At 70.1% G+C, this 24,925-nt stretch carries 21 protein-coding genes; 4 read left to right on the top strand and 17 right to left on the bottom strand.

Features of this window, described 5'->3' with window-relative positions; translation table 11 throughout:
* Positions 1 to 11: 11 nt before the first annotated feature.
* The 5 genes from AC07VX_RS12125 to AC07VX_RS12145 all read right to left on the bottom strand — a co-directional run bounded on the left by AC07VX_RS12125 (position 12) and on the right by AC07VX_RS12145 (position 3,470).
* Entirely contained in the window at positions 12 to 1,103 is a 1,092-nt protein-coding gene (locus AC07VX_RS12125) for a nucleotidyltransferase domain-containing protein (protein WP_493164982.1), read from the bottom strand.
* Positions 1,100 to 1,963, bottom strand: coding sequence for an HprK-related kinase A (locus tag AC07VX_RS12130; protein WP_493164983.1), 864 nt, complete (start codon positions 1,961 to 1,963; stop codon positions 1,100 to 1,102). Before AC07VX_RS12130 ends, AC07VX_RS12125 begins: the two co-directional genes overlap by 4 nt.
* Positions 1,964 to 1,969: 6 nt before the next feature.
* Complete coding sequence (locus AC07VX_RS12135; RefSeq protein WP_493164984.1) at positions 1,970 to 2,191, bottom strand: hypothetical protein; 222 nt, start codon at positions 2,189 to 2,191, stop codon at positions 1,970 to 1,972.
* 92 nt (positions 2,192 to 2,283) lie between these two features.
* Positions 2,284 to 3,042 carry a hypothetical protein gene (locus AC07VX_RS12140; protein ID WP_493164985.1) on the bottom strand — a complete coding sequence of 253 codons (759 nt, stop codon included), beginning with the start codon at positions 3,040 to 3,042 and terminating at the stop codon, positions 2,284 to 2,286.
* 206 nt (positions 3,043 to 3,248) lie between these two features.
* Positions 3,249 to 3,470, bottom strand: coding sequence for a hypothetical protein (locus AC07VX_RS12145; protein WP_493164986.1), 222 nt, complete (start codon positions 3,468 to 3,470; stop codon positions 3,249 to 3,251).
* A 298-nt stretch (positions 3,471 to 3,768) separates the two neighbouring features.
* Here AC07VX_RS12145 and AC07VX_RS12150 point away from each other — a divergent pair, with 298 nt between their 5' ends.
* Positions 3,769 to 3,939 carry a hypothetical protein gene (locus AC07VX_RS12150; protein ID WP_493164987.1) on the top strand — a complete coding sequence of 57 codons (171 nt, stop codon included), beginning with the start codon at positions 3,769 to 3,771 and terminating at the stop codon, positions 3,937 to 3,939.
* Here AC07VX_RS12150 and AC07VX_RS12155 read toward each other — a convergent pair whose 3' ends face one another.
* Positions 3,940 to 4,845, bottom strand: coding sequence for a LysR family transcriptional regulator ArgP (locus AC07VX_RS12155; protein ID WP_493164988.1), 906 nt, complete (start codon positions 4,843 to 4,845; stop codon positions 3,940 to 3,942).
* Positions 4,846 to 4,918: 73 nt separating this feature from the next.
* Here AC07VX_RS12155 and AC07VX_RS12160 point away from each other — a divergent pair, with 73 nt between their 5' ends.
* Complete coding sequence (locus AC07VX_RS12160) at positions 4,919 to 5,557, top strand: LysE/ArgO family amino acid transporter (protein WP_493164989.1); 639 nt, start codon at positions 4,919 to 4,921, stop codon at positions 5,555 to 5,557.
* Between the two features lie 17 nt (positions 5,558 to 5,574).
* A complete protein-coding gene (locus AC07VX_RS12165; RefSeq protein ID WP_493164990.1) occupies positions 5,575 to 6,861 on the top strand; it encodes a D-amino acid dehydrogenase in 1,287 nt (428 codons plus the stop codon).
* A 9-nt stretch (positions 6,862 to 6,870) separates the two neighbouring features.
* Here AC07VX_RS12165 and prsT read toward each other — a convergent pair whose 3' ends face one another.
* Positions 6,871 to 9,657: an XrtA/PEP-CTERM system TPR-repeat protein PrsT gene (gene prsT, locus AC07VX_RS12170; protein WP_493164991.1), complete on the bottom strand. Its 2,787-nt coding sequence runs from the start codon at positions 9,655 to 9,657 to the stop codon at positions 6,871 to 6,873.
* 79 nt (positions 9,658 to 9,736) lie between these two features.
* Between prsT and AC07VX_RS12175 the strand changes: the two genes are divergently transcribed.
* Positions 9,737 to 11,017, top strand: coding sequence for an Hsp70 family protein (locus AC07VX_RS12175; protein ID WP_493164992.1), 1,281 nt, complete (start codon positions 9,737 to 9,739; stop codon positions 11,015 to 11,017).
* Here AC07VX_RS12175 and AC07VX_RS12180 read toward each other — a convergent pair.
* From AC07VX_RS12180 to AC07VX_RS12225, 10 genes are all read right to left on the bottom strand, one after another.
* Positions 10,938 to 11,597 carry a YecA/YgfB family protein gene (locus tag AC07VX_RS12180; protein ID WP_493164993.1) on the bottom strand — a complete coding sequence of 220 codons (660 nt, stop codon included), beginning with the start codon at positions 11,595 to 11,597 and terminating at the stop codon, positions 10,938 to 10,940. The two genes, AC07VX_RS12175 and AC07VX_RS12180, sit on opposite strands and share 80 nt — an antisense overlap.
* 176 nt (positions 11,598 to 11,773) lie before the next feature.
* On the bottom strand, positions 11,774 to 13,267 hold the full coding sequence (gshA, locus tag AC07VX_RS12185; RefSeq protein ID WP_493164994.1) for a glutamate--cysteine ligase: 1,494 nt from the start codon (positions 13,265 to 13,267) through the stop codon (positions 11,774 to 11,776).
* Between the two features lie 46 nt (positions 13,268 to 13,313).
* On the bottom strand, positions 13,314 to 14,987 hold the full coding sequence (locus AC07VX_RS12190) for a SulP family inorganic anion transporter (protein WP_493164995.1): 1,674 nt from the start codon (positions 14,985 to 14,987) through the stop codon (positions 13,314 to 13,316).
* 21 nt (positions 14,988 to 15,008) lie between these two features.
* Positions 15,009 to 15,995, bottom strand: a complete 987-nt coding sequence (locus tag AC07VX_RS12195; protein WP_493164996.1) for a Bug family tripartite tricarboxylate transporter substrate binding protein — start codon at positions 15,993 to 15,995, stop codon at positions 15,009 to 15,011.
* A gap of 26 nt (positions 15,996 to 16,021) precedes the next feature.
* The gene (locus AC07VX_RS12200; protein ID WP_493164997.1) at positions 16,022 to 17,020 is read right to left on the bottom strand and encodes a Bug family tripartite tricarboxylate transporter substrate binding protein; all 999 of its coding nucleotides are present in this window, start codon (positions 17,018 to 17,020) and stop codon (positions 16,022 to 16,024) included.
* Complete coding sequence (locus AC07VX_RS12205; RefSeq protein ID WP_493164998.1) at positions 17,017 to 19,050, bottom strand: sensor domain-containing diguanylate cyclase; 2,034 nt, start codon at positions 19,048 to 19,050, stop codon at positions 17,017 to 17,019. Before AC07VX_RS12205 ends, AC07VX_RS12200 begins: the two co-directional genes overlap by 4 nt.
* A complete protein-coding gene (locus AC07VX_RS12210) occupies positions 19,047 to 21,119 on the bottom strand; it encodes a GGDEF domain-containing protein (protein ID WP_493164999.1) in 2,073 nt (690 codons plus the stop codon). Before AC07VX_RS12210 ends, AC07VX_RS12205 begins: the two co-directional genes overlap by 4 nt.
* Before the next feature lie 110 nt (positions 21,120 to 21,229).
* The gene (locus AC07VX_RS12215) at positions 21,230 to 22,915 is read right to left on the bottom strand and encodes an ABC transporter ATP-binding protein (RefSeq protein WP_493165000.1); all 1,686 of its coding nucleotides are present in this window, start codon (positions 22,913 to 22,915) and stop codon (positions 21,230 to 21,232) included.
* 2 nt (positions 22,916 to 22,917) lie between these two features.
* Positions 22,918 to 23,943, bottom strand: a complete 1,026-nt coding sequence (locus AC07VX_RS12220; protein ID WP_493165001.1) for an ABC transporter permease — start codon at positions 23,941 to 23,943, stop codon at positions 22,918 to 22,920.
* On the bottom strand, positions 23,940 to 24,878 hold the full coding sequence (locus AC07VX_RS12225) for an ABC transporter permease (protein ID WP_493165002.1): 939 nt from the start codon (positions 24,876 to 24,878) through the stop codon (positions 23,940 to 23,942). The genes AC07VX_RS12220 and AC07VX_RS12225 overlap by 4 nt, the downstream gene beginning before the upstream one ends.
* Positions 24,879 to 24,925: the final 47 nt, after the last annotated feature.

Consider the following 24,925-nt stretch of genomic DNA (forward strand, 5'->3'; position numbering starts at 1 on the left):
ACGCCGCTGCGTCAGGCCTCACCGGTCTCGGCCACCTCCGCGCGCTTGCGCATCCAGGCCTTGCGCACGAGATGACGGATCAACAGGCCCGTGGGCATGCGCAGCGAGTGGGACCGCACATAGATCCGCTGCCGGGCCCATGCCGCGCGCAGGCTCACGCCACCTCCGAAGGGCTCCAGCAGGGCGGCCTCGTAGGTGGGCAGCCAGCGGCTCCAGGAATTGGGCGACGCCAGCGAGGCTTCGAGGTCGCTCACCAAAGAGGCCGGCAAGGGCGTGCCAAAAAAGTGTGCAACGAGTCGCAGTCCCAGGGCCACCGGCCCGGCCAGGTCGTTGCCGGCGGCGACGGCCTGCAGCCGGCCCCAGAAACCCGCCTCCTCCGCGAAGCGGCGCAGCATCTGGTCGGCATCGTGCAGGTCGCGCAGTCCGTTGTGCAGCTCGCCCTCGTGCAGCAGGTGCGTGAGGCAGTGCACCAGCAGGTCCTCGGGGCAGGGGATGCGAAGCGCTGGCAGGTCCGGCAGCGGCTGCGACCGTCCGATGATGGCTGCGGGGCTGGGCGCGTTGCGGGCCGTAAGCGGCAGGATGTTGTGATGGACGTCGAGCACCGTTCCGCGATGAACATGGCTCATCGGCGGCAGCTCGTGCATCCACTCGCGGTAGTAGCGCTGGTCGTAGGGATCGTTCTTGGCGCTGACCCAGCCATGCAGCATCAGGCGGCTCTCGACGTCGCCCAGCGCCTCCCTCGGCACCAGGATGTCGACGTCGCCAAAGAGGCGTCCGCGCCCGATCTCGGGGTAGGCCATGACGTAGGCGCTGCCCTTGAGCAGCACGACGGGCATGTCGAGCGCGCCCAGCGCCGACTGCAGCTGATGCGCCTCCCAGCGGATCGACAGATGCTGCCGCTCGCCCATCCTGCGCACACCCTCCAGATGCAGCTGGGCCTGCGCGCAGGCTTGCACGCCGGCGGCATCCAGCCGCTTGGCCAGCGCGCCGAGCAGATTGGCGTCGCGCGCAGCGGCCACCAGATCCGACCAGCCGGCGGGGGAGAGCATCCGCGCGCGCTGCGGCTCACGCAGCGTCTGCAGCAACGCGATGCGCGGGCTCATGAGGCGCAGATCCGTCGGATGCCCTCAAGACCTTCGGCCGTCGACCCATAGACCAGCTCGTGGCAGGTGACGTGGTCGAACATTGCGCACAAGGCCTCGAAGCCGGGTGCGCCCATGCGCTCACCATTGAACGACTGCTCGGAGATCAGCGTGAAAGCCTCGACGCGGCTGAGCGGTTCCACGTGCAGCGAGGCGCCTGCCTCGAACCGCGGGAAGACGATCCACGCGGCCCGCGCGCGCTCCCCAGCGTTCGCCATCGAGGTCGGTGGACAGGCTGCGTGGGTGATCGTTCCCTTGCGCGTGTCGCGGTAGATCGGGCCGAGGTGCGCTCCCGGGAAGGCGGCGACGATGTCGATTGAGGCGTTCTTCAGGCTGATCGGCCGGGGGTGAGGCACCAGCAGACCGTCGCCGGGATCCAGCACGGTGAGTTCGTCCGAGAGCAGCCGCCAACCTTCGATGAATGCCAGCGACGCGCACAGAGTGCTTTTGCCGGCGCCCGGAAAGCCGGGCATGACGAGCGCGGCGCCATCCCGCGCCAGCACGGCCCCGTGCATGACGAGCCAGCCCAGCGGCCGCTGCGCGACGCACCAGTTCATGCCCCACTCGAACATGGGTGCAGCCTGTGCAGCAGGCAGCGGGAAGAACGGTTCAGTACCGTCCAGCAGGAAGCGCACCTGGGGCCGCCAGAACCTGCGCAACCCTCGCCCCGGAACAATCTCGACGTCAAAGTCGACGAAGGTGGACCGGTCGGGCGGCAGGATGGCCTGTGGGTAGAAGGTTTCCACGTGCCGGCGCACGGCCGCCAACGGCGAACGGAGCCGGACGTTGAAAGGCGGAATGTGCAGGGTGGCGTCGAACACCGTCACTCAAGGGGCGGATGCATGCACCGGTTGTATCAGCCCCGCCTCGAACAGCCGCGCGAGCGCTGGCTCAAGATCGTCCACGTCGCTGCTGAGTCCCGGCACCTGACCGCGCTCGACCTGCAGTTGCACGGTCGATTGAGCGCCTGCGTCGAGCAGGCACCGCACCACACGATGGCCGAGGGCATCGAGCACCCAGTAGTCGCCCGAGCAGGCATCAAAGGCCAACCGGTCACTCGACTCCGGCCAGTCCGGCCCGAAACGAAGCAGACGCCCCGAGCGAATGGCCCAAAAAGCCGGCTCAGAAGCGCTCTGATCCGCTATTGCTTGCACAGGTTGTCGACAGGCGCATTCACGTCATACATGTTGCTGATGTACGTGATCACGTCGGTAGCCGTCCACGGCTTGCTGCAGGTAAGGGAGCCCGGGCAGTACGTGCCCTTGGTGTTCAGCTGCACCCACATGTCGACGACCTGAGCCTTTGTGAGCGGGTATTTGGCGGTGGAATTCTGGAAATAGCCGGCGTTCAGCCAAGCGCAGCTCAGGTGCCGCAACAACTGGCCCACGCCGCCCGGCCCGCCGAACATGGCGTCATTGGGCGCATTGATGGCCCACCAGATACTCGCGGGGCCCTGGTAGGAACTCTTCGAGACCCAGCCCGTAAAGATGCTCTGGATGGTCGTTCCCTGGCTGGTGATGTCGGTAAACACAACCTTGTTCAGGCTCGTCGTGCAGAGGACGACCTGGCCGTTGAACTGCGGGAAAACGCCGCCGGCAATCGCCCAGTTCGGCGAGTGCTGAGGCTGGACCCAGTAGCCAGGCGAGAGGCCGCCGGAGCAGGTGGTGCCAGTCCCTGGCCGCGGGCTGGTGTTGCCGCTCATCATGGCGGAAGGGCTCTGACAGACTCCGCCGCCCAGCGCCGACTTGGCACTGACGGCCAGCAGCACACCGGCTCCGCCGCCGACACCACGGAACAAGCGCCGACGCCCGACGTTCACGGACGTCGCCAATGCGGCGCCGGTAACTTGCGGCTGGCTGGGCGGCGAACCCAGATCACCTTCGAGCCGATTCTTGTTCATGCAATTCCCCTGCGTGCCTTTGGTGTGCAAGCCAAGCGCTCGCGCTCAAATTATCAGTTGGAGTCCCGCCAGACGCCCCCCCCGAATCAGGGTGAAAAGGCGCTCCGGTTCAAAGGACGTGCGATAGGCAGGTACGCCACGTACCTGCGACCCAGGCCTTGGCGATGTGCCGCGCGACAGGGAGCCTGACCTGGCTTCCCGGATCTTCAAGCCGGCCGGCGCGACAGCCAGCTCAGCGGCGACTCCTGCATCATGCGACCCGACTGAGACTCCAGTAACTCGCTCGGCGGCTGGCTGCGGTACTCGCTGATGTCGCCGCCATCTAGGCAGGCGTCAAGCCCGAAGGCGGTCCCGAGGTCGGCCGGATCCGGCTCGCTGCGCGCAGCGACGTCACGGCGGAAAAAACGCAGCGCTGGAACGAATCGCATGGCAGACCCCTCTGGCTTGACGATGCCAACAACCACATTGGCATCGCGGACTCAGTGTGAGGGATTCATGTGACAAACGGATCTCTTATCTGTGAGTAAATATTGCCTCCACTGGCATTACCGCACGGGCGCAAGGCCTGCTTTTCCCAGCGGTGGCAAGGCCTTCCGGCCTGCGCCCCTCAATTCGAGGGGGCGTTGCTGTTTTGCAATTCTTTTCCCCCGCTCCCTAGAGCTGAGGATAGGGTCAGAGGGTTCGCCGCTTAAGCTGCGCCACCTCCAAGCCCCCCCCGGCTCCTGCATGAGTTCAGAACTGTTGAAATGGATCGCCAGCGGCCTGATCGCCGTCGTGCTGGCGAGCACGTTGTGGATGGCCCACGCCATACATCCCGAACAGGGCAGCCCCAGCCTGATGCTTGCCCAGGTCGCGCCCGCCACCGCAGCGTCCGCGCCAGCCACCGCCGCGCGCTGATCAGGTCAGTGCGTGGCGGGCCCCCTCCGCGAGGGCCTGACCGATACGGTCCAGCAATGCATCCCGCCCCTGAAGCTGCCATTGATGCCAGTACAGGGTGACGTCGACGCCGACCTCGGGCCTCAGCACGACCAGCTGTCCGGCCTTGACGAGGGGCCGAACCTGGATCTCGGGCGCGACGCCCACGCCCCAGCCCATCGTGGCTGCGCGCACATAGGCCTCGCTGGAGGGCACGAAGCGCTCGCGCAAGCGCGGCAAGCGCACGCCGAAGGCCTGTGACACCCACTGTGACTGGCTGTCGTCCTTGCGGTTGAAGACGAGAAACGGCACATCGGCGAAGTTCCCTGCATGCAGGCCCTCGGGCAATTGCGCCGCCAGAAACCCCGGACTGGCCACCGCAACATAGCGCATGACCCCCAGGGGCTGCACGCGGCAGCCCTGCAGAGCCTCTGCCACGGTCGACACGCACCCCAGCACCGCCCCCTGGCGCAGGCTGTCGTGGGTGAAGTCCTGGTCATCCACGACCAGTTCCAGCCCGTAGCCCTCGCGCAGCCCCTGCTGCACCAGGCCGTCCAGCGCCGGCAGCACCCAGGTGGCCAGGCTGTCGGCATTGACGGCGATGGCCAGGCGCGACTGCGGCGCCACGCGCTCGCCCAGTTCGCGGGCGACGTCCACGCGCAGGGCCTGCAGTTGGCGGGCAAAGCGCAGCAGCACCTTGCCCGCCTCGGTCAGCCGCAGAGGCCGCGAACGCACGACGAGGGGTTGACCCACCTGCGCCTCCAGCGAGCGCAGCCGCTGCGACACGGCGCTCTGCGTGATCGCCAGGCGCTGCGCGGCGCGCTCGAACCCCAACTCGTCAGCCAGTGCGGCTAGGCAGTCCAACGCGGCGGGGTCGAATTCATTCATAAGTAAATTTAATGCACTGCCAATAATATTAATGCCATTTCTTAAATCCAGGGTGGCTGCGGAGAATCCGCCGATGCCCGCCTTCGCCCTAGCCCCAGCAACTGCGCCTGCCGTGTTTGCGCAGGGCTGGGTCATGGGTGCCGGCCTCATCCTGGCCATCGGCGCGCAGAACGCGCTGGTTTTGCGCCAGGGCCTGCGGCGCGAGCATGTCGGCGCCGTCGTCGCGGTCTGCACGCTGTCGGATTGGCTGCTGATCGCGCTGGGCGTCTTCGGGCTGGGTGCGCTGATCCAGGGCCGGCCCTTGCTGCTGGAGTGCTTCCGCTTCGGTGGTGCGGCGTTTCTGCTGGGCTATGCCCTGCTCGCAGCGCGACGTGCCTGGCGGCCGACCTCCGGGCTGGATGCCACCGACAAGGCCAGCAGCCTGGGCGCGACGCTGTCGGCCGCCTTCGCCTTCACCTATCTGAACCCCCACGTCTACCTGGATACCGTCGTACTGCTCGGCGGCCTGGGCGCGCGCCAGCCGCCTGAACTGCGCGCGGCCTTTGCCGCCGGTGCAGGCCTGGCGTCGGCCATGTGGTTCGGCCTGCTGGGCTTCGGCGCGGCGGCCGCCGCGCCGCGGTTGCGCAGCGCCCACACCTGGCGGGTCATCGATGCGTTCGTCGCTTTGCTGATGACCGGCCTGGGTCTACAACTCCTCCTGCAACCCCTCTAAGAACTCGAAGGACAGCCATGAAGATCGTCGTTCTCGGCGCCGGCATCATCGGCATCGCCACCGCCTGGTATCTGCTCGACGAGGGGCACGAGGTCATCGTCGTGGACCGCCAGCCCGACGCCGCGCTGGAAACCAGCTTCGCCAATGGTGCGCAGATCTCGGTCAGCTTCTGCGAGCCCTGGGCCAATGCCAGCGCCCCGTTCAAGGTCGCGAAATGGCTGCTGCGCGACGACTCGCCGCTGCTGTTCCGCCCGCGCCTGGACCCCAACCAGTGGCGCTGGGGCCTGGCCTTCCTGATGCAATGCACGAACACCGCCTTCGAGCGCAACGTCGAGGAGCTGGTGCAGTTGGGCCGCTACTCGCACGCCTCGCTGAAGGAGCTGGTCGCGCGCACCGGCATCGAGTACGACCGGCTGGAGCGCGGCATCCTGCATTTCTTCTCCAGCCAGGCCGATTTCGACAGCGGCGCGGCCGGCGCCGAAATCATGCGCCGCCACGGTGTGGACCGGCGTGTGCTCAGCCGCGAGGAGGTGCTCAAGGTCGAGCCCGCGCTGGCCAGCTTCGGTCCCAAGGTCTTCGGCGGCACCTACACGCCCAGCGACGAAAGCGGCGACGCCAAGGTCTTCACGCAGAAGCTCGCCCAACGCTGCGCCGAGCGCGGCGCGCAATTCCTCTACGAACACGACATCCTCGGCCTGCAGCGCGCGGGCGACGTCATCGAGTCGGTCCAGATCGCCCACGTGCGCAGCGGCGAGCGCAAGACGCTGAAGGCCGACGCCTTCGTCGCCGCGATGGGCTCCTACACGCCCGAACTCGTCAAGCCGCTGGGCGAGTGCCTCAACATCTATCCCGCCAAGGGCTATTCGGCGACGCTGCGCCTGAAGAAGCCCGAGGCCGCCAGCGTCGTCAGCCTGCTGGACGACACGCGCAAGATCGCCATCTCGCGCCTGGGTGACCACATCCGCATCGCCGGCACGGCCGAACTGTCGGGCTTCGACCTCACCCTCGAATCCGCGACCGCCAAGGTGCGCTGCGCGGCCCTGGTGCGGCGCTACGAAGAGCTCTTCCCCGGCGTGGCCGACCTCTCCGAGCCCAACTACTGGACCGGCCTGCGCCCGAGCACGCCGACCAATATCCCCTACATCGGCCGCAGCAGGAAGGCCCGCAACCTGTGGCTCAACGCCGGCCACGGAACGCTGGGCTGGACGCACGGCGCAGGCTCGGGCCACGCAATGGCCGAGCTCATCGCCGGCCGCCGGCCGGACATGGCCTTCGGCTTCTACGGCGACGTGGCCGAGCGCTGAAGCCTGCGCTCAGAGCGACTTCAGCAACGCCTGCACCTGCGCCTGCTGCGGCAGCTTGGAGCCCTGCTTGGCCAGGCTCTCGAGCTCGATCCTGGCGGCCGCCTTGTCGCCCGACTGGATCAGGATCTCGGCCAGGTTGATGCGGTAGGCCGCCTGGTCGGGCTGCTCGCCGACTAGCTGGCGCTGCTGGCTGATGGCCTTGCCGAATTCCTTCTCGTTGGCCAGCACCGTGGCATAGGTGTCGCGCAGCGGTGCGTACTCCGCGTTGATCTTGAGGCCGCGCTCGGCCAGCTCGCGTGCGCCGGGCTTGCCGAGCCGGCTGCGCAGCCAGGCCACGTTGTTGAGGACCGGCAGCACGTCGGGGCTACGCAAGAGCAGGGCTTCATAGCGCGCCAGCGCCGGCTCGAACTCGCCGCGCGACAGCAGCACGTCGGCCGCCGCCGCGGGGAAGGCCACGTCCTGAGGATGCGTCGCCAGCCACTGCTTCTCGAAGGCAAGCGCCTCGTCGCGCTTCTTCTGCGCCAGCAGCAGCGTGAACAGGCGCGGCGCGGCATCCGCCGGATCGCGCAGCGCGGTGGCCTTGCGCAGCGCGGCAACGGCGACGTCTTGATGCTGGCGGCCAGCCTCAACATCGGCCTCCGCGATCAGCGAATAGGCCTCCTGCGGGTACTTCTTCTGACGCTCGCGCAGCGCGGCCAGCCCTTCGTCGACGCGGCCCTGGCGGATGGCGAGCTGGATCAGCAGGCGTTGCGCCAGCACCGAACTCGGCTCGGCCTCCAGCGCACGCTTGACCTCGCGCTCGGCACCGGCGTAGTCCTTCTCGATGAAGCGCAGCTGGCCCAGGCCCATCCAGCCCGAAGCGCGCGTCGGCGCCAGCACCGTCAGGCGCGAATAGGTCTTGGCCGCCTGGGACTTGTCGCCCGACGCCAGCTGGCTGCGCCCCAGGCGCTCCAGCAGGTCCGGGTTGAGCGGCAGGGCCACCGAAGCCTCCTGCGCCGCCTGGGCCGCCTTGGGCGTGTCGCCCTGACGCGTATGGTGGTCGATCAGGGCCATGCGCAGGCCGGCCTCGGTCGGCTCCTCGCGGATGCCGGCCGACAACACCTCGGTGATGCGTCCGGCCGGCGCGCCCGTCCGGGCCAGCATGTCGGCGAGCGCCAGGCGGGCCTGCGCCGAGCGGGGCTGGCTGGCCACGAAGCCCTCCAGGCGCTTGACGGCGGCATCACTGCGGCCCTCCTGCGTGTCCAGCGCCACCAGGCCCAGCAAGGCCGGCAGATAGCCTGCATCGGCCTTCAGCGCTGCCTCGAAGGCCGCCTGGGCGGCGGCGGTGTCCTTGCGTGCCAGATGGATGCGGCCGCGCAGGCCATCGGGCACCGGGCTGCCCTTCATCTTGGGCGCGAGCTTGTCGATGGCAGCCAGTGCGGCCGGCAACTCATTGCGGCGCATCAGCGCATTGACCAGCATCAGGTCGTAGTTGCTGCCACTGTCCTTGGCTGCGATGTCGCGCAACTGGGCGACCGCGGCATCGGCCTTGGCGCGGTTGGCGCCGCCGGGCGCCGTGCCGTCGCGCACGATGGCCGACAGCGCCAGCGCGGCGCCGGTCTTGGCATCGTCGGGCCGCAGCTTGGCGGCCGCGCCGAAGGCCTGGTCGGCCGCCTCGAAATTGCCCTGCATCAGCTGCGCCTTGCCGGCCAGCAGCAGGGATTCGGCGTCGGCCTTGCCAGAATCCAGCACCGGCCGCAGCGTTTCCAGCGTCTTGGCCGGCGCACGCCGTTGCAACTGCAGGCCGGCGAATTGGCGGCGCAGCGCGAAGTCCTCGGGGGCGAGCTTGAGGGCCTGATTGAGCAGGTTCTCCGCATCGGCCAGTTCGCCGAGCTGCTGGTGGGCACCGGAGGCCAGCCTCAGCAGCGGCAGGAAGTTGGGCATCTGCTTGACCAGCGGCAGCGCCAGCTCGCGCGCCTTGGCGGCGTCGCCCTTGGCCAGCGCCAACTGGGCCTGCAGGAAACGGCCCTGCGGCTTCTTGGCCAGCGCCGGCGGCATCTCGTCGACGAGCTTGGTGGCGACATCGAGCTTCTGCTGACCGAAGGCCATGCGGACCAGCAGAGAGCGCGCCTCATAGGAGTTCGGGTCCAACGCAAGCACATCCTTGAGCAGCGGTTCGGCCTCCTCCAGCTTGCCGCGCGACAGCAGCACCTCGGCCTTGAGCTGCAGCGCCTGAATCGCCTTGGCGTTCTTCAGCAGCAGCTCGTCCAGTGCCGCCAGCGCCTCGTCGGCAAAACCCGCGGCGAGCTTGACGCGGGCGCCGACGATGACGGCGTCCTCGGAATCAGGCTTCAGCTGCAGGGCGCGCGTCGATGCCGCCTTGGCCTCGCTCAGATTGCCCTGGGCCAGGAAGGCCAGCGCCAGGTGCCGCTGCATCGTCGACATGGCCGCCGGATCGGCCAGGCTCTGGTCGCTGAACTCGCCAATCACCTTGCGCGACTGACCCGACTGCAGCAGGGCCTGGGCCAGCAGCGGTGCCAGCTCGTCGCGCGGCGCGCCCAGCTCCCAGGCCCGGCGCAGCTCGATCTCCGCGCCCGCCAGGTCGCCACCGTCCAGCAGCGACTTGCCCAGCAGGTAGCGGCCCGTGGCGTTGTCGGGGTTCTGCTGCAGCAGGTTCTTCAGCTCGATGACGGCGCCGGCGACGTCCTTCTGCTCCATGCGCTTCTGCGCCGACGCAAGCAGATCCTGCTCGGAACGTTGTCCGCAGGCCGCCAGGGCGGCGAGCATGATCAGGGCGAGGGCACGGCGCGATTTCATGGGGTCTCCTTGTCGGCGCGGATTGTGTTCCTAGAATCCGCGCCCCCTCTCAGGTATGGCCCCAAGGCCGGTAATTTGCATGACTGCCCCTCCCCCCTTCTGCGCGATTGACTTCGGCACGTCCAACTCCGCCGTCGCCGTGCCGGATGCCGCTGGCGAGATGCACCTCATCGAGCTGGAGCCCGGCCAGCGCACGATGCCCACGGCGGTCTTCTATTTCACCGAAGGCTCCCACGACGCCGACGGCCCGCCGCGCGCCTTCGGCCGCGCCGCCGTGGCCTCCTACGTCGACGGCCACGACGGCCGGCTGATGCGCTCCATGAAGAGCATCCTCGGCTCTCCCCTCATCGACCAGACCACCGACGTCGGCGGCGGCCGCGGCGCCAGGTATTCGGACATCGTCGCCGGCTATCTGAAGCGGCTGCGCCGCCTGGCCGGCGAGCCGGAACGGGCAGTGCTGGGCCGCCCCGTCTTCTTCGTCGATGGCGAGCCCGAGCGCGACGCCGCCGCCCAGGACCAGCTGCAAGCCTGCGCGCGGGCCGCGGGCTTCAAGGACGTGCAGTTCCAGTACGAACCCATCGCGGCGGCTTTCGACTTCGAACAGCAGGCCACGCGCGAACAGATCGTGCTGGTGGCCGACATCGGCGGCGGCACCAGCGACTTCTCCATCGTGCGCGTGGGCCCCGAGCGCATGCAGCGCCTGGCGCGCCGCGACGACATCCTCGCCAGCCACGGCATCCACATCGCCGGCACCGATTTCGACCGCCACATCGAGCTTGCCGGCATCCTGCAGGCCTTCGGCTACCGCGCCACCGGCCCGAGCGGGCGCGAGGTGCCCAGCGGCCTGTACTTCGACCTCGCCACCTGGCACCTCATCAACACTTGCTACGCGCCGCTGCGCGTGGCCGAGTGGCGCGGCATGAAGAGCTGGTTCAACGACGTGCGCCAGCACGCCCGGCTGATGACGGTGCTGGAGGAGCGCCTGGGCCACGAGCTGGCCGCGCGCGCCGAGGGCGCCAAGATCGCCGTCTCGGGCGGTGCCGACACGACGGTGGACCTGGGTCATGTCGAGCCCGGCCTCGTACTGCCGCTCAGCGAGAAGACCGCCGTGGACGCGCTGCGCACTGACCTCGACCGCATCATCGCCACGGCCCACGAGACGGTGGCACTGGCCGGCCTCAGGCCCGGACAGATCGACGCCCTCTACTTCACCGGCGGCTCCACCGGGCTGCGCCTGCTCGTGGACGGCATGGCGGCGGGCTTCCCGCAGGCCGCGCGCGTCAGCGGCGACCGGTTTGCCTCGGTCGCGACCGGCCTGGGCTTGCACGCCCGGCGCCTGTTTGGGGCTTCAGCGGCCTAGAGACATCGGCCAGCATCAGCACCGCGCTGACCAGGCCCTCCACCGCTTCCTCCAGGTCCGCCGGCGGCTCCAGGGACTCGATCTCCTCCAGCAGCGCGTCGGCATCCTCCAGGTCGTCCGGGTCCAGGTGCAGGTAGATGGCCGCCAGCGGCTCCAGCAGCGGTTCCTCGGGCAGGCGCATCAGGCCGGGATGGGCGTCCAGCGCGTGGGCAAAGCCGGCCACCCAGGGCAGCACCGTCTCGCTGGGCTCGGCGTCGTCGTCCAGTTCGAAGATCCAGGGGTCGAACCATTGCCGGCCTGCGATGGCGACGTTGAGCTCCTTGTGGCGACGGCGCAGCAGCGCGAGCAGCTCATCGTCCACGCGCGCCGGCGTCGGGTGCCCCTCGCTGTCCAGCAGCGGCGGCAGCCAGGCAGCCAGCGGCACGGGCTCGGGCTGCAGCAGCACGCCGCAGAGATAGCCATCGGCCATGCTGACGTCCAGCGGCTCCAGCGGCGCGGGCAGGGCGTCGAGCAGGGCCTGCAGGCGCTCCAGGTCGACTTCGGACAGGGCTTCGGGCGGACGGTGCGCGGGGTGGGGCATGACCGGATTATCGGCAGGGCGCCGTGAATAGTGCCCACCACATCGCGGGCCGACGGCCTACAGTCGATTCATCCCAACGACGCCCTCGACCCCGAGGGCTTCAGGACCCGGCAGCTTGCTGACCGGGTCTTTTTTTGCCGGTCACAGGGCCCCCGGCGTGGCGCGAGGCCGGTCTTTCAGACGGCCATGCGCTCGGGGGCGACGTAGAAGCGGCGGAAGGTCTCGAAGTCCAGCGTGTCGGCCGCCTCGATGCGGGCCTGCTCGGCCAGCGACTCGGCCGCCAGTTTCTCGAAGCGCTGCTGCAGCGCATCCGGGAAAGGCAGGGCCAGCAGGGCCGCCCGCGTCGCGTCGCTCTGGCGGCGGATGAAGCCCACGTAGCTGTCGTCGAAGTCCTGGGCCATCACGGTCAGCACGCGGGCCGAGGGGCAGAGCTCCGGCCGCTGCAGGCGCTCTGCCACGCGGCGCAACGCCGCGCGGTAGGCGCCGCCGCCATGGGCCGCGTCCAGGGCCTCGGCCTGCACCGCGCAGGCAGCCAGGATCTCGGCCGCCCAGTCGGACAGGGCTCGCTCGCCGCCGCGCCAATGCTCCAGCATCAGGCCCGGCTCGCGGCCGCGCGCGGCCACGCTGTGCTGGTTGCGCGCATTGGCGGCGATCTCGGCCGGCGTGTCGTCGGGGCTGTCGCTGTTCAGGCAATGCAGCAGGAAGGCATCCAGCACGCGGATGGTGTCGGCGCCGATGCCGACCGGCTCGAAGGGGTCCAGGTCCATCAGCCGCACCTCGATGTACTCGACGCCGCGCTCGCGCAGCGCGTGCAGCGGCCGCTCGCCGGAGCGGATGACGCGCTTGGCGCGGATGGTGCTGTAGAACTCGTTCTCGATCTGCAGCAGGCTGGTGGAGAGCTGGTTGTAGTCGCCGCCCGGCGTCTGCACGCCGATGGCCTCGTAAGGCCCGTAGGGCCGGCTCAGCGCGGCCTGCAGCGAGGCGGCGTAGCTTTCCAGGCAGTTGTAGCTGACGGCGATGCTGGCCTGGGCGTCGCTCTGGTAACCCAGCCGCCCCATGCGCAGCGAGGTGGCGTGCGGCAGGTAGAGGGTGTGGCCCGAGAGGCGCTGCAGGCCGTGCTCGCGGCCGGCGACGAAGCTGTCACACAGCGCCGGGCTGGCGCCGAAGAGGTACAGCAGCAGCCAGCCCTCGCGGCGGAAGTTGCGGATGGCACCGAGGTAGCCGTCGGTGCCCACGCCGGGGATGGACCAGTTGTAGTGGATGCCCGAGATCGTCTGCATGCGCCGGCCGTAGCGCTGGCCCAGGCCCATGCGGTAGATGCTCTTGGCACGCCCGACGTTGCTGCTGCCGTAGCGGCCGATCGGGATGGTCTCGTCGGCCGGCAGGCCGCAGGGCATGGAGCCCACCCACAGCCGCTCGTCGGCCAGAGCGCGGTAGACGGCCTGGTGGATCTCGGTGAGCTCCTGCAGGCAGTCCTCGACGCCGGCATGCACGCCAGTGATGAGCTCCAGCTGCGACTCGCTGTAGTCGGTCGTGATGTGCGGATGCGTCAGCGCCGCACCCAGGGCCAGCGGATGCGGCGTCAGCGCCAGGCCGCCCCCGGGCAGGGCGCGCAGGCTTTCCTTCTCGATGCCGCGGCGGATGCCGAGCAATGTCTCTTTGTCGTTCATGGCGTCCGGGGACCACTGATTGGGCCGGAACGGTAGCAGAACGTGGCTACAGCTGCCCGGGAGCGTCGTGGTCAGCCAGGCTGGGCCTCAGGGCATGTTCGCCGGCCTGGATGCCCTCGTGGTGGCTGAGGTAGAGCGACACGTCGTAGCGCTCCAGCCAACCCACGGCCTTGAGCTTGTCCAGCACCGGCCCCTTGACCTCGGAGAACTCCAGCCGCAGGCCCTCGGCCGCCAGCGCCGAGTGCAGCTCCTGCAGCGCCGTGAGGCCAGACACGTCGATGTGGTTGACCGGCGCCATCAGCATCAGCACGCGCTGCGGCCTGCCCACCTGCTCGCGGTGCTCGCGCACGCGCGCCAGCACCGCGTCGCCCAGGCCGCGAGCGTTGGTGAACACAAGGCTCTCGTCCACGCGCAGCCCGACCACCTCGGGCCGGCACTCGACCGCGTAGCGCCCGACATTGCGGTAGTGCTGCGTGCCCGGCACGCGGCCGATGCGGGCCACGTGGGGGCGTGCCGTGCGCTGGATCAGCAGCGCCACGGAGCCGACGACGCCGATGGCCAGCGCTGCCGCAATGCTCCACAGCAGCACGGCCGCCGTGACGGCCAGCATCAGCAGGCCTTCCGCCGGCGCGTAGCGCCAGGCCTCGCGGTAGGGCTGCAGCGAGAAGCCGCCCAGCACGGCAACGACGATGGTCGCCGCCAGCACCGGCTTGGGCAGGTGGGCCAGCGGCTCCGCCAGCATCAGCATGGCCAGGAACATGAAGACGGCCACGAAGGCCAGGCTCCAGCGGCTGCGCGAGCCGGCCTCGTGCAGCAGGATGCTGCGCGAGAAGCTGCCTGCCACCGGCATGCCGCCACTGACCGACGCCACCAGATTGGCCGCCGCCAGGCCACGCAGCTCGGCCGCCGGCAGCAGCTTCTCGCCGCGCCTCTGGGCCAGCGACTCCGACACCGCGAGGCTGGACACGAAACCCATCAGTGCGACCAGGGCCGCCGGCGGCAGCAGCTGCAGCCACAGCGCCACGTCGAACCGCGGCAGGCCCAGCGGCAGGGCCAGCGAGGGCAACGCCCCCACCTGGGCCACGCCGCGGGCGGCTGGCGTCAGGGCCGACAGCCCCATCGCCGCCACCAGCAGCAGCAGCGGCGCCAGCCGCGCAAGCAGGCGCGAGCCGGCGCGGCGCGAGGCCAGCAGCAGCACGATGGCCGCCCCGCCCCACAGGGCGCTCGTCCACCGCCAGCCACAGTGCACGGCCGAGGCCAGCAGGTCCGGCAGCGTGAAGCCGGCGGCGGCGCTGCCCAGCAGCACCGGCAGCTGGCCAGCCGCGATCATCAGCGTCGCCCCGTTCTCGAAGCCACGCAGCGCCGGCACCGACAGCAGCGAGGCGAGCGCATCCAGCCGCAGCAATGCCGCCAGCGCCATCACCAGGCCCACCTCGGCGGCCAGCACGAGGGCGCCTTCGGTCGCCGTCACACCCGCGGGCAGCGCGCCCAGCGCCTGGGCAATCATCAGCGCCAGCACCGCCACGGGCCCCAGGCCCAGCACCGGGCTGGAGCCGAACGCGGCGTAGGCCAGCAGCGGCAGCAGGCTGGCGTACAGCCCCACCTGCGGCGGCAGGCCGGCCAGCATCGCGTAGGCCAGGCTCTGCGGGATCAGCAGCACGGCCACGACGGCGCCGGCCATCAGGTCGGCGCGCCAGGTGGCGGGGAGCTTGGGCAGCATGGGCGAGCGAAACCGGCCGGATCAGTCGACCTTGGCGCCGGACGCCTTCACGACCCGGGCCCACTTGGCCGTCTCGGCGCCGATCAGTGCGGCGAACTCGGCCGACGAGCCGCCACCGGCCACCGCGCCCTGTCCCGCCATGCGCTCGCGCAGCGTCGGCGTGTTCAGTGCCGCGGCGGCCTCGCGCTGCAGCCGCGTCACCTGCTCGGCCGGCTGGCCGGCGGGCGCCAGCAGGCCGAACCAGGAGCTGGCCTCGAAGCCCTTCAGGACCGCACCGCCCGCCTCCGCCACCGTCGGCAGCTCGGGCACCGCCGGGCTGCGCTGGACGCTCGTCACGGCCAGCGCCAGCAGCTTGCCGGCCTTGATGTGCGGCAGAGCCGACGGCAGGTTGTCGAACATCAGGTCCATGTTGCCGGCCATGAGGTCCAGCAGCGCCGGGCCCGAACCGCGGTAGGGGAAGTGCAGCATGAAGCTGCCCGTCATGCTCTTGAACAGCTCGCCGGCCAGGTGGATGGAGGTCCCGTTGCCGCTGGAGGCCATGTTGAGCCTGCCCGGGTTGGCGCGCGCGACGCGGATCAGGTCGGCCACGCTGTGGATGCCGTAGCGCGCCGCGTTGGCGGGATTGAGCACCAGCACGTTGGGCACGGCCGCGACCAGCGTGATGGGCGCGAAGTCCTTCACCGGGTCATAGGGCAGCTTCGGGTAGAGGGCTGCGTTGATGGCATGCGTGCCGACGGTGCCCATCAGCAGCGTGTGGCCGTCGGTCGCCTTGGCCACCTCGGCCGAGCCGATGTTGCCACCGGCACCGGGCCGGTTGTCGACGACGACGGCCTGGCCCAGGCGCTGCTGCAGTTCGGGGGCCATGGCCCGCGCCAGCAGGTCGGTCGTGCCGCCCGGCGTGAAAGGCACGACCAGGCGCAGCGGCTTGGTCGGCCAGGGGCTTTGAGCGGCGGCCGGCAGCGCGAGGCTGCCGGCCCAGGCGGTGACCTGGCGGCGATTCAGGCTCATGGCGGTCTCCTGTCGTTGCGGGCGGCTCAGCGGTCGACCTTGACGCCGGACAACTGCACCACGCGCGCCCATTTCTCGGTCTCGGCAGCGATGAGGGCGGCGAACCCGGCGCCACCACTGCCTTGCGCAAGCATGCCACGGCTCGTCAGCCGCTCGCGCAGCGCGGGGCTGGCCAGCGCGGCCAGGCTGTCGCGCTGCAGACGTGCGAGCTGCTCGGCCGGCTGGCCGCCGGGCGCGAACAGGCCGATCCAGGCACTGGCCTCGTAGCCCTTCAGCACCGGGCCGCCGGCCTCCTCGACGGTGGGCAGCTCCGGCAGGCTGGGGCTGCGCCGCGCGCTCGTGACGCCCAGGGCCAGCAGGCGGCCGGCCCGGATCTGCGGCAGGGCCGATGGCAGGGAGTCGAACATCAGGTCCATGTTGCCGGCGATGACGTCCTGCTGGGCCGAAGCCGTGCTGCGATAGGGGAAGTGCAGCATGTAGGTCTGGGTCAGGCGCTTGAACAGCTCGCCGGCCAGGTGCGAGGGGTTGCCGTTGCCGCCCGAAGCGATGTTCAGGCGCCCGGGCTGGGCGGTGGCCGCGTGCAACAGGTCGGTCAGCCGGCGCACGCCCAGGCTCTGCGCCACGGCCGGGTTCATGACCAGCACCAGCGGCACCGTCGCCACCAGGCAGACGGGCGCGAAGTCCTTCACGGCGTCGTAGGGCAGGCGGCGCGACAGCAGCGGGTTGATGACGTGGGTGCCGACGCTGCCCATCAGCAGCGTGTGGCCGTCGATGGCGCCGGCGACCTCGGCGCTGCCGATGTTGCCGTCGGCGCCGGGCCGGTTGTCGACGAGGACGGGCTGGCCCAGGCTGCGCTGCAGCTCCGGCGCCAGCAGCCGTGCGGCGACGTCGGCGGCGCCGCCGGGCGCATAGGGCACGACGATGCGCAGCGGCCGCCCCGGCCAGGGCGGATTGCCGGGCTGGGCGGACGCCGACGATGCCGCCAGCCAGAGCAGCAGGCCGCGGCGTTGCAGGTGGACGGTCATGCGGGACCGGGCAATTGTCTGAGTTGCACCTGCCCGTTGATGCAGGCAGCGTCGAAGTCTTGCAGGAGGGCGGCGAGCATATCCGCGTCGGGGGCCTCGACGGCCGTGATGCCGACGCCGCGGTTGCGGCCCTCGGCCTTGGCCTTGTAGAGCACCATGTCGGCCCAGTTGACGGCCTGCTCCCAGTGCAGATGCAGGCCCGGCCCGCCCGCCCCGCCGAGGGGGAAGCTGGCGAAGCCGATGGAGGCCGTGATGCGCAGCGGGCCTTCGGGCGTCTCGACGGGCAGACTGCCGATGCCTCGCAGGATGCGCTCGGCCATCAGCGCCAGGTCGTCGCCGGGCAGCGCGGGCGAGAAGACGAGGAACTCCTCGCCGCCCCAGCGCACGACAAGGTCGGTGTCGCGCACCGCCGAGCGGATGCGGCGCGCCACCTCGACGATGACAGCGTCGCCGGCCGCGTGGCCATGCCAGTCGTTGACGTTCTTGAAGTGATCGATGTCGATCATCATCAGCGCGCCGCGGAAGCCCGCGCCGGGCTCGTCGCGGGTACGCTGGTCCATGACGGCCAGGAAGTGGCGGCGGTTGGACAGATCGGTCAGCGGGTCGCGCTCGCTCTGGGCGCGCAGCAGGCTCTGGTTGGCCGTCAGACGCGCCTGGGCGCGGCGCATGCGCACCAGCGTGACGCCCACCAGCGCGATGGACAGCAGCAGCAGCGCACCGACGGCGAAACCCACCTTCTGCGCCAGCTGCTGGTTGGCCAGCTGCTGATCCTTGAGCTGGCCGTCGCGGGCCAGCAGGTCGAGGTCGCGCTGCTTGGCCGCGCTGTCGTACTTGCGGCCCAGCTCCTCCAGGGCGGCGGCGCGGTTGCGCTCGTTGGCGCGGGCGTTGAGCTCGCGCTCGGCGTGCAGGGCGCCCAGCGCCTCCTTGTACTGGCCGGCCTCGGCCCAGGTATCGGCCAGCTCGCGCAGCTCGCGGGCACGGTAGACGAGGTCGGCCGGGTCGGCGCCGAACTCGCCGACGCGGGCCAGCTCCTGGCGCGCCTGGTCGAACTGGCGCAGCTTGATGTAGGCAACGGCGAGGTTGTGGTGCAGGCTGCGCTCGTAGAAGCGGTCGCCGAAGCGCTGCAGCACGGGCATGGCGCGCTGGCCGGCAGCGAGGGCCTCCTTCAACAGCCCGAGGTGCATGTAGGAGTCGACGAGGTTGGAGCGCAACTGCGCAGCAAGGTGGGGCGCATCGGCCTGCTCGGCCAGCAGCAGGGCCGCCTCGAAGGCGCTGCGGGAGGCCACCATGTCGCGGGCACGGCGCTCGATGGCGGCCTCGTAGCTGCGCACGCGGGCGCCGGCCACGAGATCGCCTGCGGCCTCGGCCTCGGCGGCGTGCAGCTCGGTGCGCGCGGCGTCCAGACGCTCCTCGGCCTGCAGCGTGAAGGCCAGCATGCCCAGGCTGATGGCGACCAGATGCTTGTCCTCGCCGGCGCGGGCCAGCGCGAGGGCTCGCCGGGTGCTGCCCTCGGCGGCGACGAAGGCCCCCTGCACATACTGCTCGCGCTGCAGCAGGCGCAGGGCCTCCCAGGCGCTGCGGAAGTCGCATCCCAGCTCCCGCACGGCGCGCTTCTCGTCGCCAGTCGGGCAGCGCTTGTTCAGGCCGTTCAGCGCACGCGTGGCCAGCGCGCCGGCCGACTTGCCGGCCCGCTCCTGGGCCAGCCCGCGCAGCAGCCAGCTGCGGTCCACGCCGTCTTCGCGCGCCATCAGCTGCCCGGCCACGGCATCGGCGGCCTCGACCTGGCCGGCGTTCAGCAGTACGCGGCCGCGTGCCATCAGCCAGGCCGCCTCGCGCGGCTGGCCGGGTTCGGCGTGGGTGGGCCAGCGTTGGCGCAGCTCGGCCAGCATGGCCTCGGGGTCATCGAAGGAACGGCGCGTGATGTTGGCCAGCAGGGTGTCCTCGGACGCCGGGTCCGGCGCCGTCACGGGCGCCGCCCGGGCCGCGGCCAGACACAGGGCCAGCAGCAGGGCGAGCGGCAGCCTCGTCATGTGCTGACCTCGGTCGGGCGGCCGACGCCGGGGCCGCTGAGCACCTGCAGGCCCACCCGTCCTTCGCTCCAGGCGGCCTCCAGGCGCGCCGTCAGCTGGGCAGCGGCCAGCGAGTCCTCAGCGTCGATGCGCTCGACGCCGTAGGCCTTGTTGCGGCCATGAGCCTTGGCGATGTACATGACGGTGTCGACGAGGTCGATGGCGCGCTCCCACGACAGGCGCAGCCCATGCGGCGGCACCGGCAGGCTGACGAAGCCGATGGAGGCGGTGACAGGAATGGGGCGACCGTCCTGCTGCACCGGCTGGCTGCCGATGAGGTCGAGCAGGCGCTGCGCGAGCTGGGGCGCGAACAGCCCCTCGTGGCTGCGCGCGACGATGAGGAACTCCTCGCCGCCCCAGCGCACGATGAGGTCGTCGTCGCGCACCGCCTGGCGCAGTCGCCCGGCGATGTCGACGAGGACGGCATCACCGGCGGCGTGGCCGAAGCTGTCGTTGATACGTTTGAAGTGGTCGATGTCGATGAGGAAGACGCTGGCGGCCAGGCCCTCGCCGTTGGCCAGGCTCTTGATGGCGGCCTGGAAGTGGCGCCGGTTGGCCAAGCCCGTCAACGGATCGGTCTCGCTCTGGCGCTTCAGCGAGGCATTGCTGTGGGCCAGCGCCTCGTTGGTGCGGCGCACGCGGCGGAAGGCCTGGTAGAGCAGGCCCAGCGACACCAGCACGCAGCCGCCCAGTGCCGCCCACAGCACAAGCGCGAGGTTGCGCTGGTGGACCTGCTCGGCCTTGAGCGCGTTGTCGCGATTGAGCAGCTCGATGTCGCGCGCGCGCTGCTCGGCGTCCTGGCGCTCCTGGGCTTCCAGCAGCAGCTTGCGGGTTTCGTCGCGCAGCACGCGTTCGCTGACGCGGCGGTGCTCGCGGTAGGCCGTCACGGCGCCGGACAGGTCGCCGGCCTTCTCCAGGTAGCCGGCCAGCTCCTCCCAGCCGGCCGAGGCGTAGGACAGTGCGCCCTGCTGCTCGTCCAGCGTGATACCGGCGCGCACGTCGTCGCGGCCCTCGGCCAACCGGCCCATCGCGATCTTGGCCAGGCCGATGTTGGAGCGGGCCACGCTCTCCGCGCCGATGTTGCGCGTGGCGCGCGCCAGCGGCAGGGCCTGCTCGGCCAGCTCCAGCGCACGCGCCCAGTGGCCCTGGCGCAGGTGGTAGTCGGCGAAGTTGGCCAGGCCCAGCGCGCGCACGGAATCGGCGCCGGCCCGCGTGGCCTGCTCGAGCGCGTCGGTGTTGGCCTGCAGCGTGATGCTGGAGTCGCTGTCGCCCGAATAGACGATGCCCCGCATCGTGTAGACGCGGTTCAACGTCATCGGGTCGGGGTCTTTCTGCGCCTCGGCCAGCGCCTGGGCGATGAGCTGGCGCGCGCGCGCCGGCGTGTCGGCGCGGTCGGAGGTGAAGGCCAGGTCCACCAGCGTCAGCGCCACCCGCCAGGGCTGCCCCAGTTGCTCGGCCAGACGCTGGGCCGTGTGGCCGTAGTTCAGCGAGGCGTCGAGCTCGCCGGTGTCGCTGCTGATGGAGGCGAGCTGGTCGTAATAGCGCCAGCGGAACACCGGCGCGGCGGCATTGACCTGGGCGGCCTCCACGGCCAGCAGCGTCTTGCGCGCTTCGCGCAGGTCGCCGTGTGCACGCAGGTATTCCGCGCCGGCCGTGGCGGCCGCGACGACGGCGGCCGCGCGCAGCTCGCCGGCCGGCCAGTCGCGCAGCTGCTGGCCGATCTGCTCGCTCAGCGCGCGGTCGCGCGCCAGGGCGGCCAGCCAGCCACGCAGGGCCAGCACGTCGAGCGCGGCGGCGCTGCCGGCCACCAGGGCCTGGCTGCGCGCGCGCAATTCCAGTTCGAGCTGGGCCGGCTTGGCGCGGGCTGCGCGTTCGATGCGTTCGAGGTCGTGCGCCAGGCTGTCATCCAGGGCCGCCGAAGCCGACGACGCCGGCGCGTCCGCACCCCCGCCCGGCGAGCAGGCGCAGAGCAGCGCCAGCGCGGCCAGCGCCGCGCACAGCGTGGATCGTGAAGCCAGAAATGGGTGCATCAGGTCGAGAGCGGGGTGCTTGTACCGCCCGCCGGCGAGATTTCAGCGCGGTTCATCGGCCCTGTCGCGGATGCCACGCCCGAGACCGTTGAAATTGCACGCTAGCCCGGTCAGGCAGCCGGGGCGGCAGCCCCGCTGTAACCGCGCGGCACGGCCCCCAGCAGCCGGCGCGTGTATTCCTCACGCGGCGCCTTGATGAGTTCCTGCGTGGCCGCCTGCTCGACGACGTCACCGTTCTGCATGACCAGCACCTCGTCCGAGATGAATTTGACGACGGCCAGGTCGTGGCTGATGAAGATGTAGCTCAGGCCGAACTCGTCCTGCAGATCCTTCAGCAGATTCAGCACCTGGGCCTGCACCGAAACGTCCAGCGCCGACACGGCCTCGTCCAGCACCAGCACCTCGGGCTGCAGCGTCAGGCAGCGCGCGATGGCGATGCGCTGGCGCTGGCCGCCGGAGAACTCGTGCGGGTACTTGCCCATCGCCGAATCGTCCAGCCCCACGCGCTGCAGCAGCGCCACGGCACGCGCCTCGCGCTCGGCCGTGTCCTTGCCGATGCCGTGGATGTCCATCGGCTCGCGCAGCGTCTGGCCGATGGTGAAGCGCGGGTTCAGCGAGGCATAGGGGTTCTGGAACACGACCTGGATGCGGCGGCGCATCTGCTGCCAGTCGTGGCCGCTCATCTTCAGGAGATCCTTGCCCTCGAACAGCACCTGGCCGCCGGTCGGTTCGTGCAGGCGCAGCAGCGTCAGGCCCATGGTGGTCTTGCCCGAGCCGGACTCGCCAACGACGCCCAGCGTGTGGCCCTTGCGCAGCTTGAAGCTGACGCCCTTGACCGCCTGGAACTCGCGCTTGCCGAACAGGCCTTCCTTGAGCCAGAAGCTCTTGCGCAGGCCGGTGGCTTCCAGCACGACGGGCGCGTCGGCGTCCTTGGGCTTGACAGCGGCGGCGGCGGCGCGGCCGGCGATGTGGTCGTCGATGACCATCAGCCGCGCCGGGTTTTCGGTCAGCGACGGGCGGCAGGCCAGCAGGGCCTTGGTGTAGGCGTCCTGCGGGTTGGCGAAGATCTGCGCAACCGGGGCGTTCTCGCGCACCTGGCCGTGGCGCATGACGACGACCTGGTCGGAGATCTCGCCGACGACGCCGAGGTCGTGCGAGATGAACAGCAGGCTCATCTTGTGAGTCTGCTTGAGCCGGGCCATCAGCTCCATGACCTGACGCTGGATGGTCACGTCCAGCGCCGTCGTCGGCTCGTCGGCGATCAGCAGCTTCGGGCTGCAGGCCAGGGCCACGGCGATCATGACGCGCTGCTGCTGGCCGCCGGACATCTCGTGCGGGTAGGCCTTCAGGCGCCGCCGGGGCTCGGGGATGCCGACCTCGTGGAGCAGCTCCTCGGCCCGCACCAGGGCCTGGCGGCGGCTCATGCCCATGTGCTTCATCAGCGGCTCGCAGATCTGCGTGGCCACGTCGAAGACCGGATTGAGCGAGCTCATCGGGTCCTGGAAGACGCAGGCGATCTCCTTGCCGCGGATGGCCTGCAGCTCGCGAAGGCCCGTCTGCAGCAGGTCGCGGCCCTGGAACAGGATGCGGCCTTCGCGCTCGGCGTTGCTGGGCAGCAGGTTGAGCACCGACATGGCCGTCACGCTCTTGCCCGAGCCGGACTCGCCGACCAGCGCCACCGTGCTGTTCTCGGGCACGTCGAAGCTGATGCCCTTGACGGCCAGCTGGCGCTGCATGACGCCGTCGACCTTGCCCATGCGGAAGGCGACCTTCAGGTCCTGGATCGAGAGCAGCATGGTCACTCCAGGCCTCGCAGTTTCGGGTCCAGCGCATCGCGCAGCGCGTCGGTGAACAGCGCGAAGGCGGTGACGAAGACAGCCATGAAGGCCGTCACGGCGGCAAGCTGCCACCAGTAGCCCAGGATCATCTCGTTCTGCGCCTCGGCCAGCATCGTGCCCCAGCTGACCTGATCGACCCCCACGCCCAGGCCGAGGTAGCTGAGGATGACCTCGCTCTTGATGAAGCTGACGACATGCAACGACAGCTGCACCAGCGCCACGTGCGACACATTGGGCAGGATGTGCTTGAACATGCGCGACCACTGGCTGGCGCCGATGGCTTCGGCCGAACGCACGTATTCGCGCACGCGGTGCTTGATGAACTCGGCGCGGATGAGGCGGTAGATGCCCGTCCAGCCGGTCAGCGCCAGGATGCAGACGACGGCGCCGATGCCACGCGGGAAGATGGCCGCGAACGCGAAGATCAGCAGGATGCTGGGGATGGCGGTGAAGACGTTGTAGACCCACTCCAGCAGGTCGCCGACCTTGCCGCCGAAGAAGCCGGAGAAGGCCCCCAGCACGGTGCCTATCAGTGTCGCCACCAGGGCCGCGGCGAGGCCGACGAAGATGGACACCTCGGCGCCCTTGACCACCTTGGCCAGCACGTCGCGGCCCAGGCGGTCGCCGCCCAGCGGCAGCGTCTCGGCCTTGACCAGCTCCTCGGTCTTGAAGCTCTTCGCCCGCTCGGCCCATTCGGCGTAGCGCGGCGCGAGCGGGTCGATGTCGGATAGGTCCACGTTGGGGCCCTTGGGCGCGGCGATGACGCCGGTGTCCTCGGCCGGCTGCGGGCCGAGCAGGGTCGGCGGCGCGTTCGGGACGCCGATCTCCTTCTGCCAGCCGGCGGCGACGAGATTGGTCGCCGCCAGCAGCACGAGCACCAGGAACAGGGCCACGACGGCCATGCAGGCCATGCCGACGCGGTCGGTCTTGAGGCGGCGCCAGGAGGCGGCCCAGACACCGCCGGAGGAGTTGGAGACCGCGCTCATTTCAGCACCACGCGCGGATCGACCAGCTTGTAGAGCAGGTCGACGAGGAGGTTGAAGCTCATCGTCAACGCGGCGAGATAGATCGCGAAGGCCTGCAGCACCGGGTAGTCGCTGCGGTTCACCGCCAGCAGCAGCTCGCGGCCCAGGCCGGGGATGGAGAAGAAGACCTCCAGCAGGAAGGAGCCCACCAGCACGCCCGGCAGCAGCACGGACACATTGGTCAGGATGGGGATCATGGCGTTGCGCAGCACATGCTTGAGCAGCACCGTGCCCTCCGTCATGCCCTTGGCGCGCGCGGTGCGCACGTAGTCATGACCGATCTCGTCGAGGAAGAAGCTGCGGTACAGGCGGATCTGCGGCGCCAGCGACACCGCCACCGCCACCAGCACCGGCAGCGGCGCGTAGGTCGTCAGGTTGGTCCAGTGGTTGCCCGTCCAGCCCTGCACGGGGAACCAGCCCAGCCGGAAGGCGAAAACGTACTGCGCCAGGATCACGTAGACCAGCAGCGAGATGGACACGGCCACCGTCGTGCACACCATCAGGGCGCGGTCCGTGAGGCTGCCGCGCACGGTGGCCACCGCCAGCGCGAACGGGATGGCCAGCAGCACCTCCAGCACCAGGATGGGCACCGTGACGGTCAGCGTGGCCGGCAGGCGCGTGGCGAACAGGTTGGCCACCGACTCGTTGGTCACCCAGCTCTTGCCCCAGTCGAAGGTGACGATCTGCTTGACGAAGATGTAGAGCTGCTCCCAGACCGGCTTGGTAAGGCCGAGCTGCTCGCGGATGGATTCGATCTGCTCCGGGCTGGCGTTCAGGCCGCCGAGGACGACGGCCGGGTCGCTGCCGAAATACTTGAAAAGGAAGAACACCAGCAGCACGACACCCAGCAGGGTCGGGATCATCTGCCACAGGCGTCGGACGAGATAGGCCGCCATCGGGGCTCCATAAAACTGCAAACCCCGCAGCAGGTGCGGGGTTACAC

The organism is Roseateles sp. GW821-FHT03B02 (assembly GCF_059421025.1).

Coding starts and splice junctions, on each gene's coding strand:
- AC07VX_RS12125 (WP_493164982.1), bottom strand. CDS start 1,103: ATGAGCCCGCGCATCGCGTTGCTGCAGACGCTGCGTGAGCCGCAGCGC.
- AC07VX_RS12140 (WP_493164985.1), bottom strand. CDS start 3,042: ATGAACAAGAATCGGCTCGAAGGTGATCTGGGTTCGCCGCCCAGCCAG.
- AC07VX_RS12145 (WP_493164986.1), bottom strand. CDS start 3,470: ATGCGATTCGTTCCAGCGCTGCGTTTTTTCCGCCGTGACGTCGCTGCG.
- AC07VX_RS12150 (WP_493164987.1), top strand. CDS start 3,769: ATGAGTTCAGAACTGTTGAAATGGATCGCCAGCGGCCTGATCGCCGTC.
- AC07VX_RS12155 (WP_493164988.1), bottom strand. CDS start 4,845: ATGAATGAATTCGACCCCGCCGCGTTGGACTGCCTAGCCGCACTGGCT.
- AC07VX_RS12160 (WP_493164989.1), top strand. CDS start 4,919: ATGCCCGCCTTCGCCCTAGCCCCAGCAACTGCGCCTGCCGTGTTTGCG.
- AC07VX_RS12165 (WP_493164990.1), top strand. CDS start 5,575: ATGAAGATCGTCGTTCTCGGCGCCGGCATCATCGGCATCGCCACCGCC.
- prsT (WP_493164991.1), bottom strand. CDS start 9,657: ATGAAATCGCGCCGTGCCCTCGCCCTGATCATGCTCGCCGCCCTGGCG.
- AC07VX_RS12175 (WP_493164992.1), top strand. CDS start 9,737: ATGACTGCCCCTCCCCCCTTCTGCGCGATTGACTTCGGCACGTCCAAC.
- AC07VX_RS12180 (WP_493164993.1), bottom strand. CDS start 11,597: ATGCCCCACCCCGCGCACCGTCCGCCCGAAGCCCTGTCCGAAGTCGAC.
- gshA (WP_493164994.1), bottom strand. CDS start 13,267: ATGAACGACAAAGAGACATTGCTCGGCATCCGCCGCGGCATCGAGAAG.
- AC07VX_RS12190 (WP_493164995.1), bottom strand. CDS start 14,987: ATGCTGCCCAAGCTCCCCGCCACCTGGCGCGCCGACCTGATGGCCGGC.
- AC07VX_RS12195 (WP_493164996.1), bottom strand. CDS start 15,995: ATGAGCCTGAATCGCCGCCAGGTCACCGCCTGGGCCGGCAGCCTCGCG.
- AC07VX_RS12200 (WP_493164997.1), bottom strand. CDS start 17,020: ATGACCGTCCACCTGCAACGCCGCGGCCTGCTGCTCTGGCTGGCGGCA.
- AC07VX_RS12205 (WP_493164998.1), bottom strand. CDS start 19,050: ATGACGAGGCTGCCGCTCGCCCTGCTGCTGGCCCTGTGTCTGGCCGCG.
- AC07VX_RS12210 (WP_493164999.1), bottom strand. CDS start 21,119: ATGCACCCATTTCTGGCTTCACGATCCACGCTGTGCGCGGCGCTGGCC.
- AC07VX_RS12215 (WP_493165000.1), bottom strand. CDS start 22,915: ATGCTGCTCTCGATCCAGGACCTGAAGGTCGCCTTCCGCATGGGCAAG.
- AC07VX_RS12220 (WP_493165001.1), bottom strand. CDS start 23,943: ATGAGCGCGGTCTCCAACTCCTCCGGCGGTGTCTGGGCCGCCTCCTGG.
- AC07VX_RS12225 (WP_493165002.1), bottom strand. CDS start 24,878: ATGGCGGCCTATCTCGTCCGACGCCTGTGGCAGATGATCCCGACCCTG.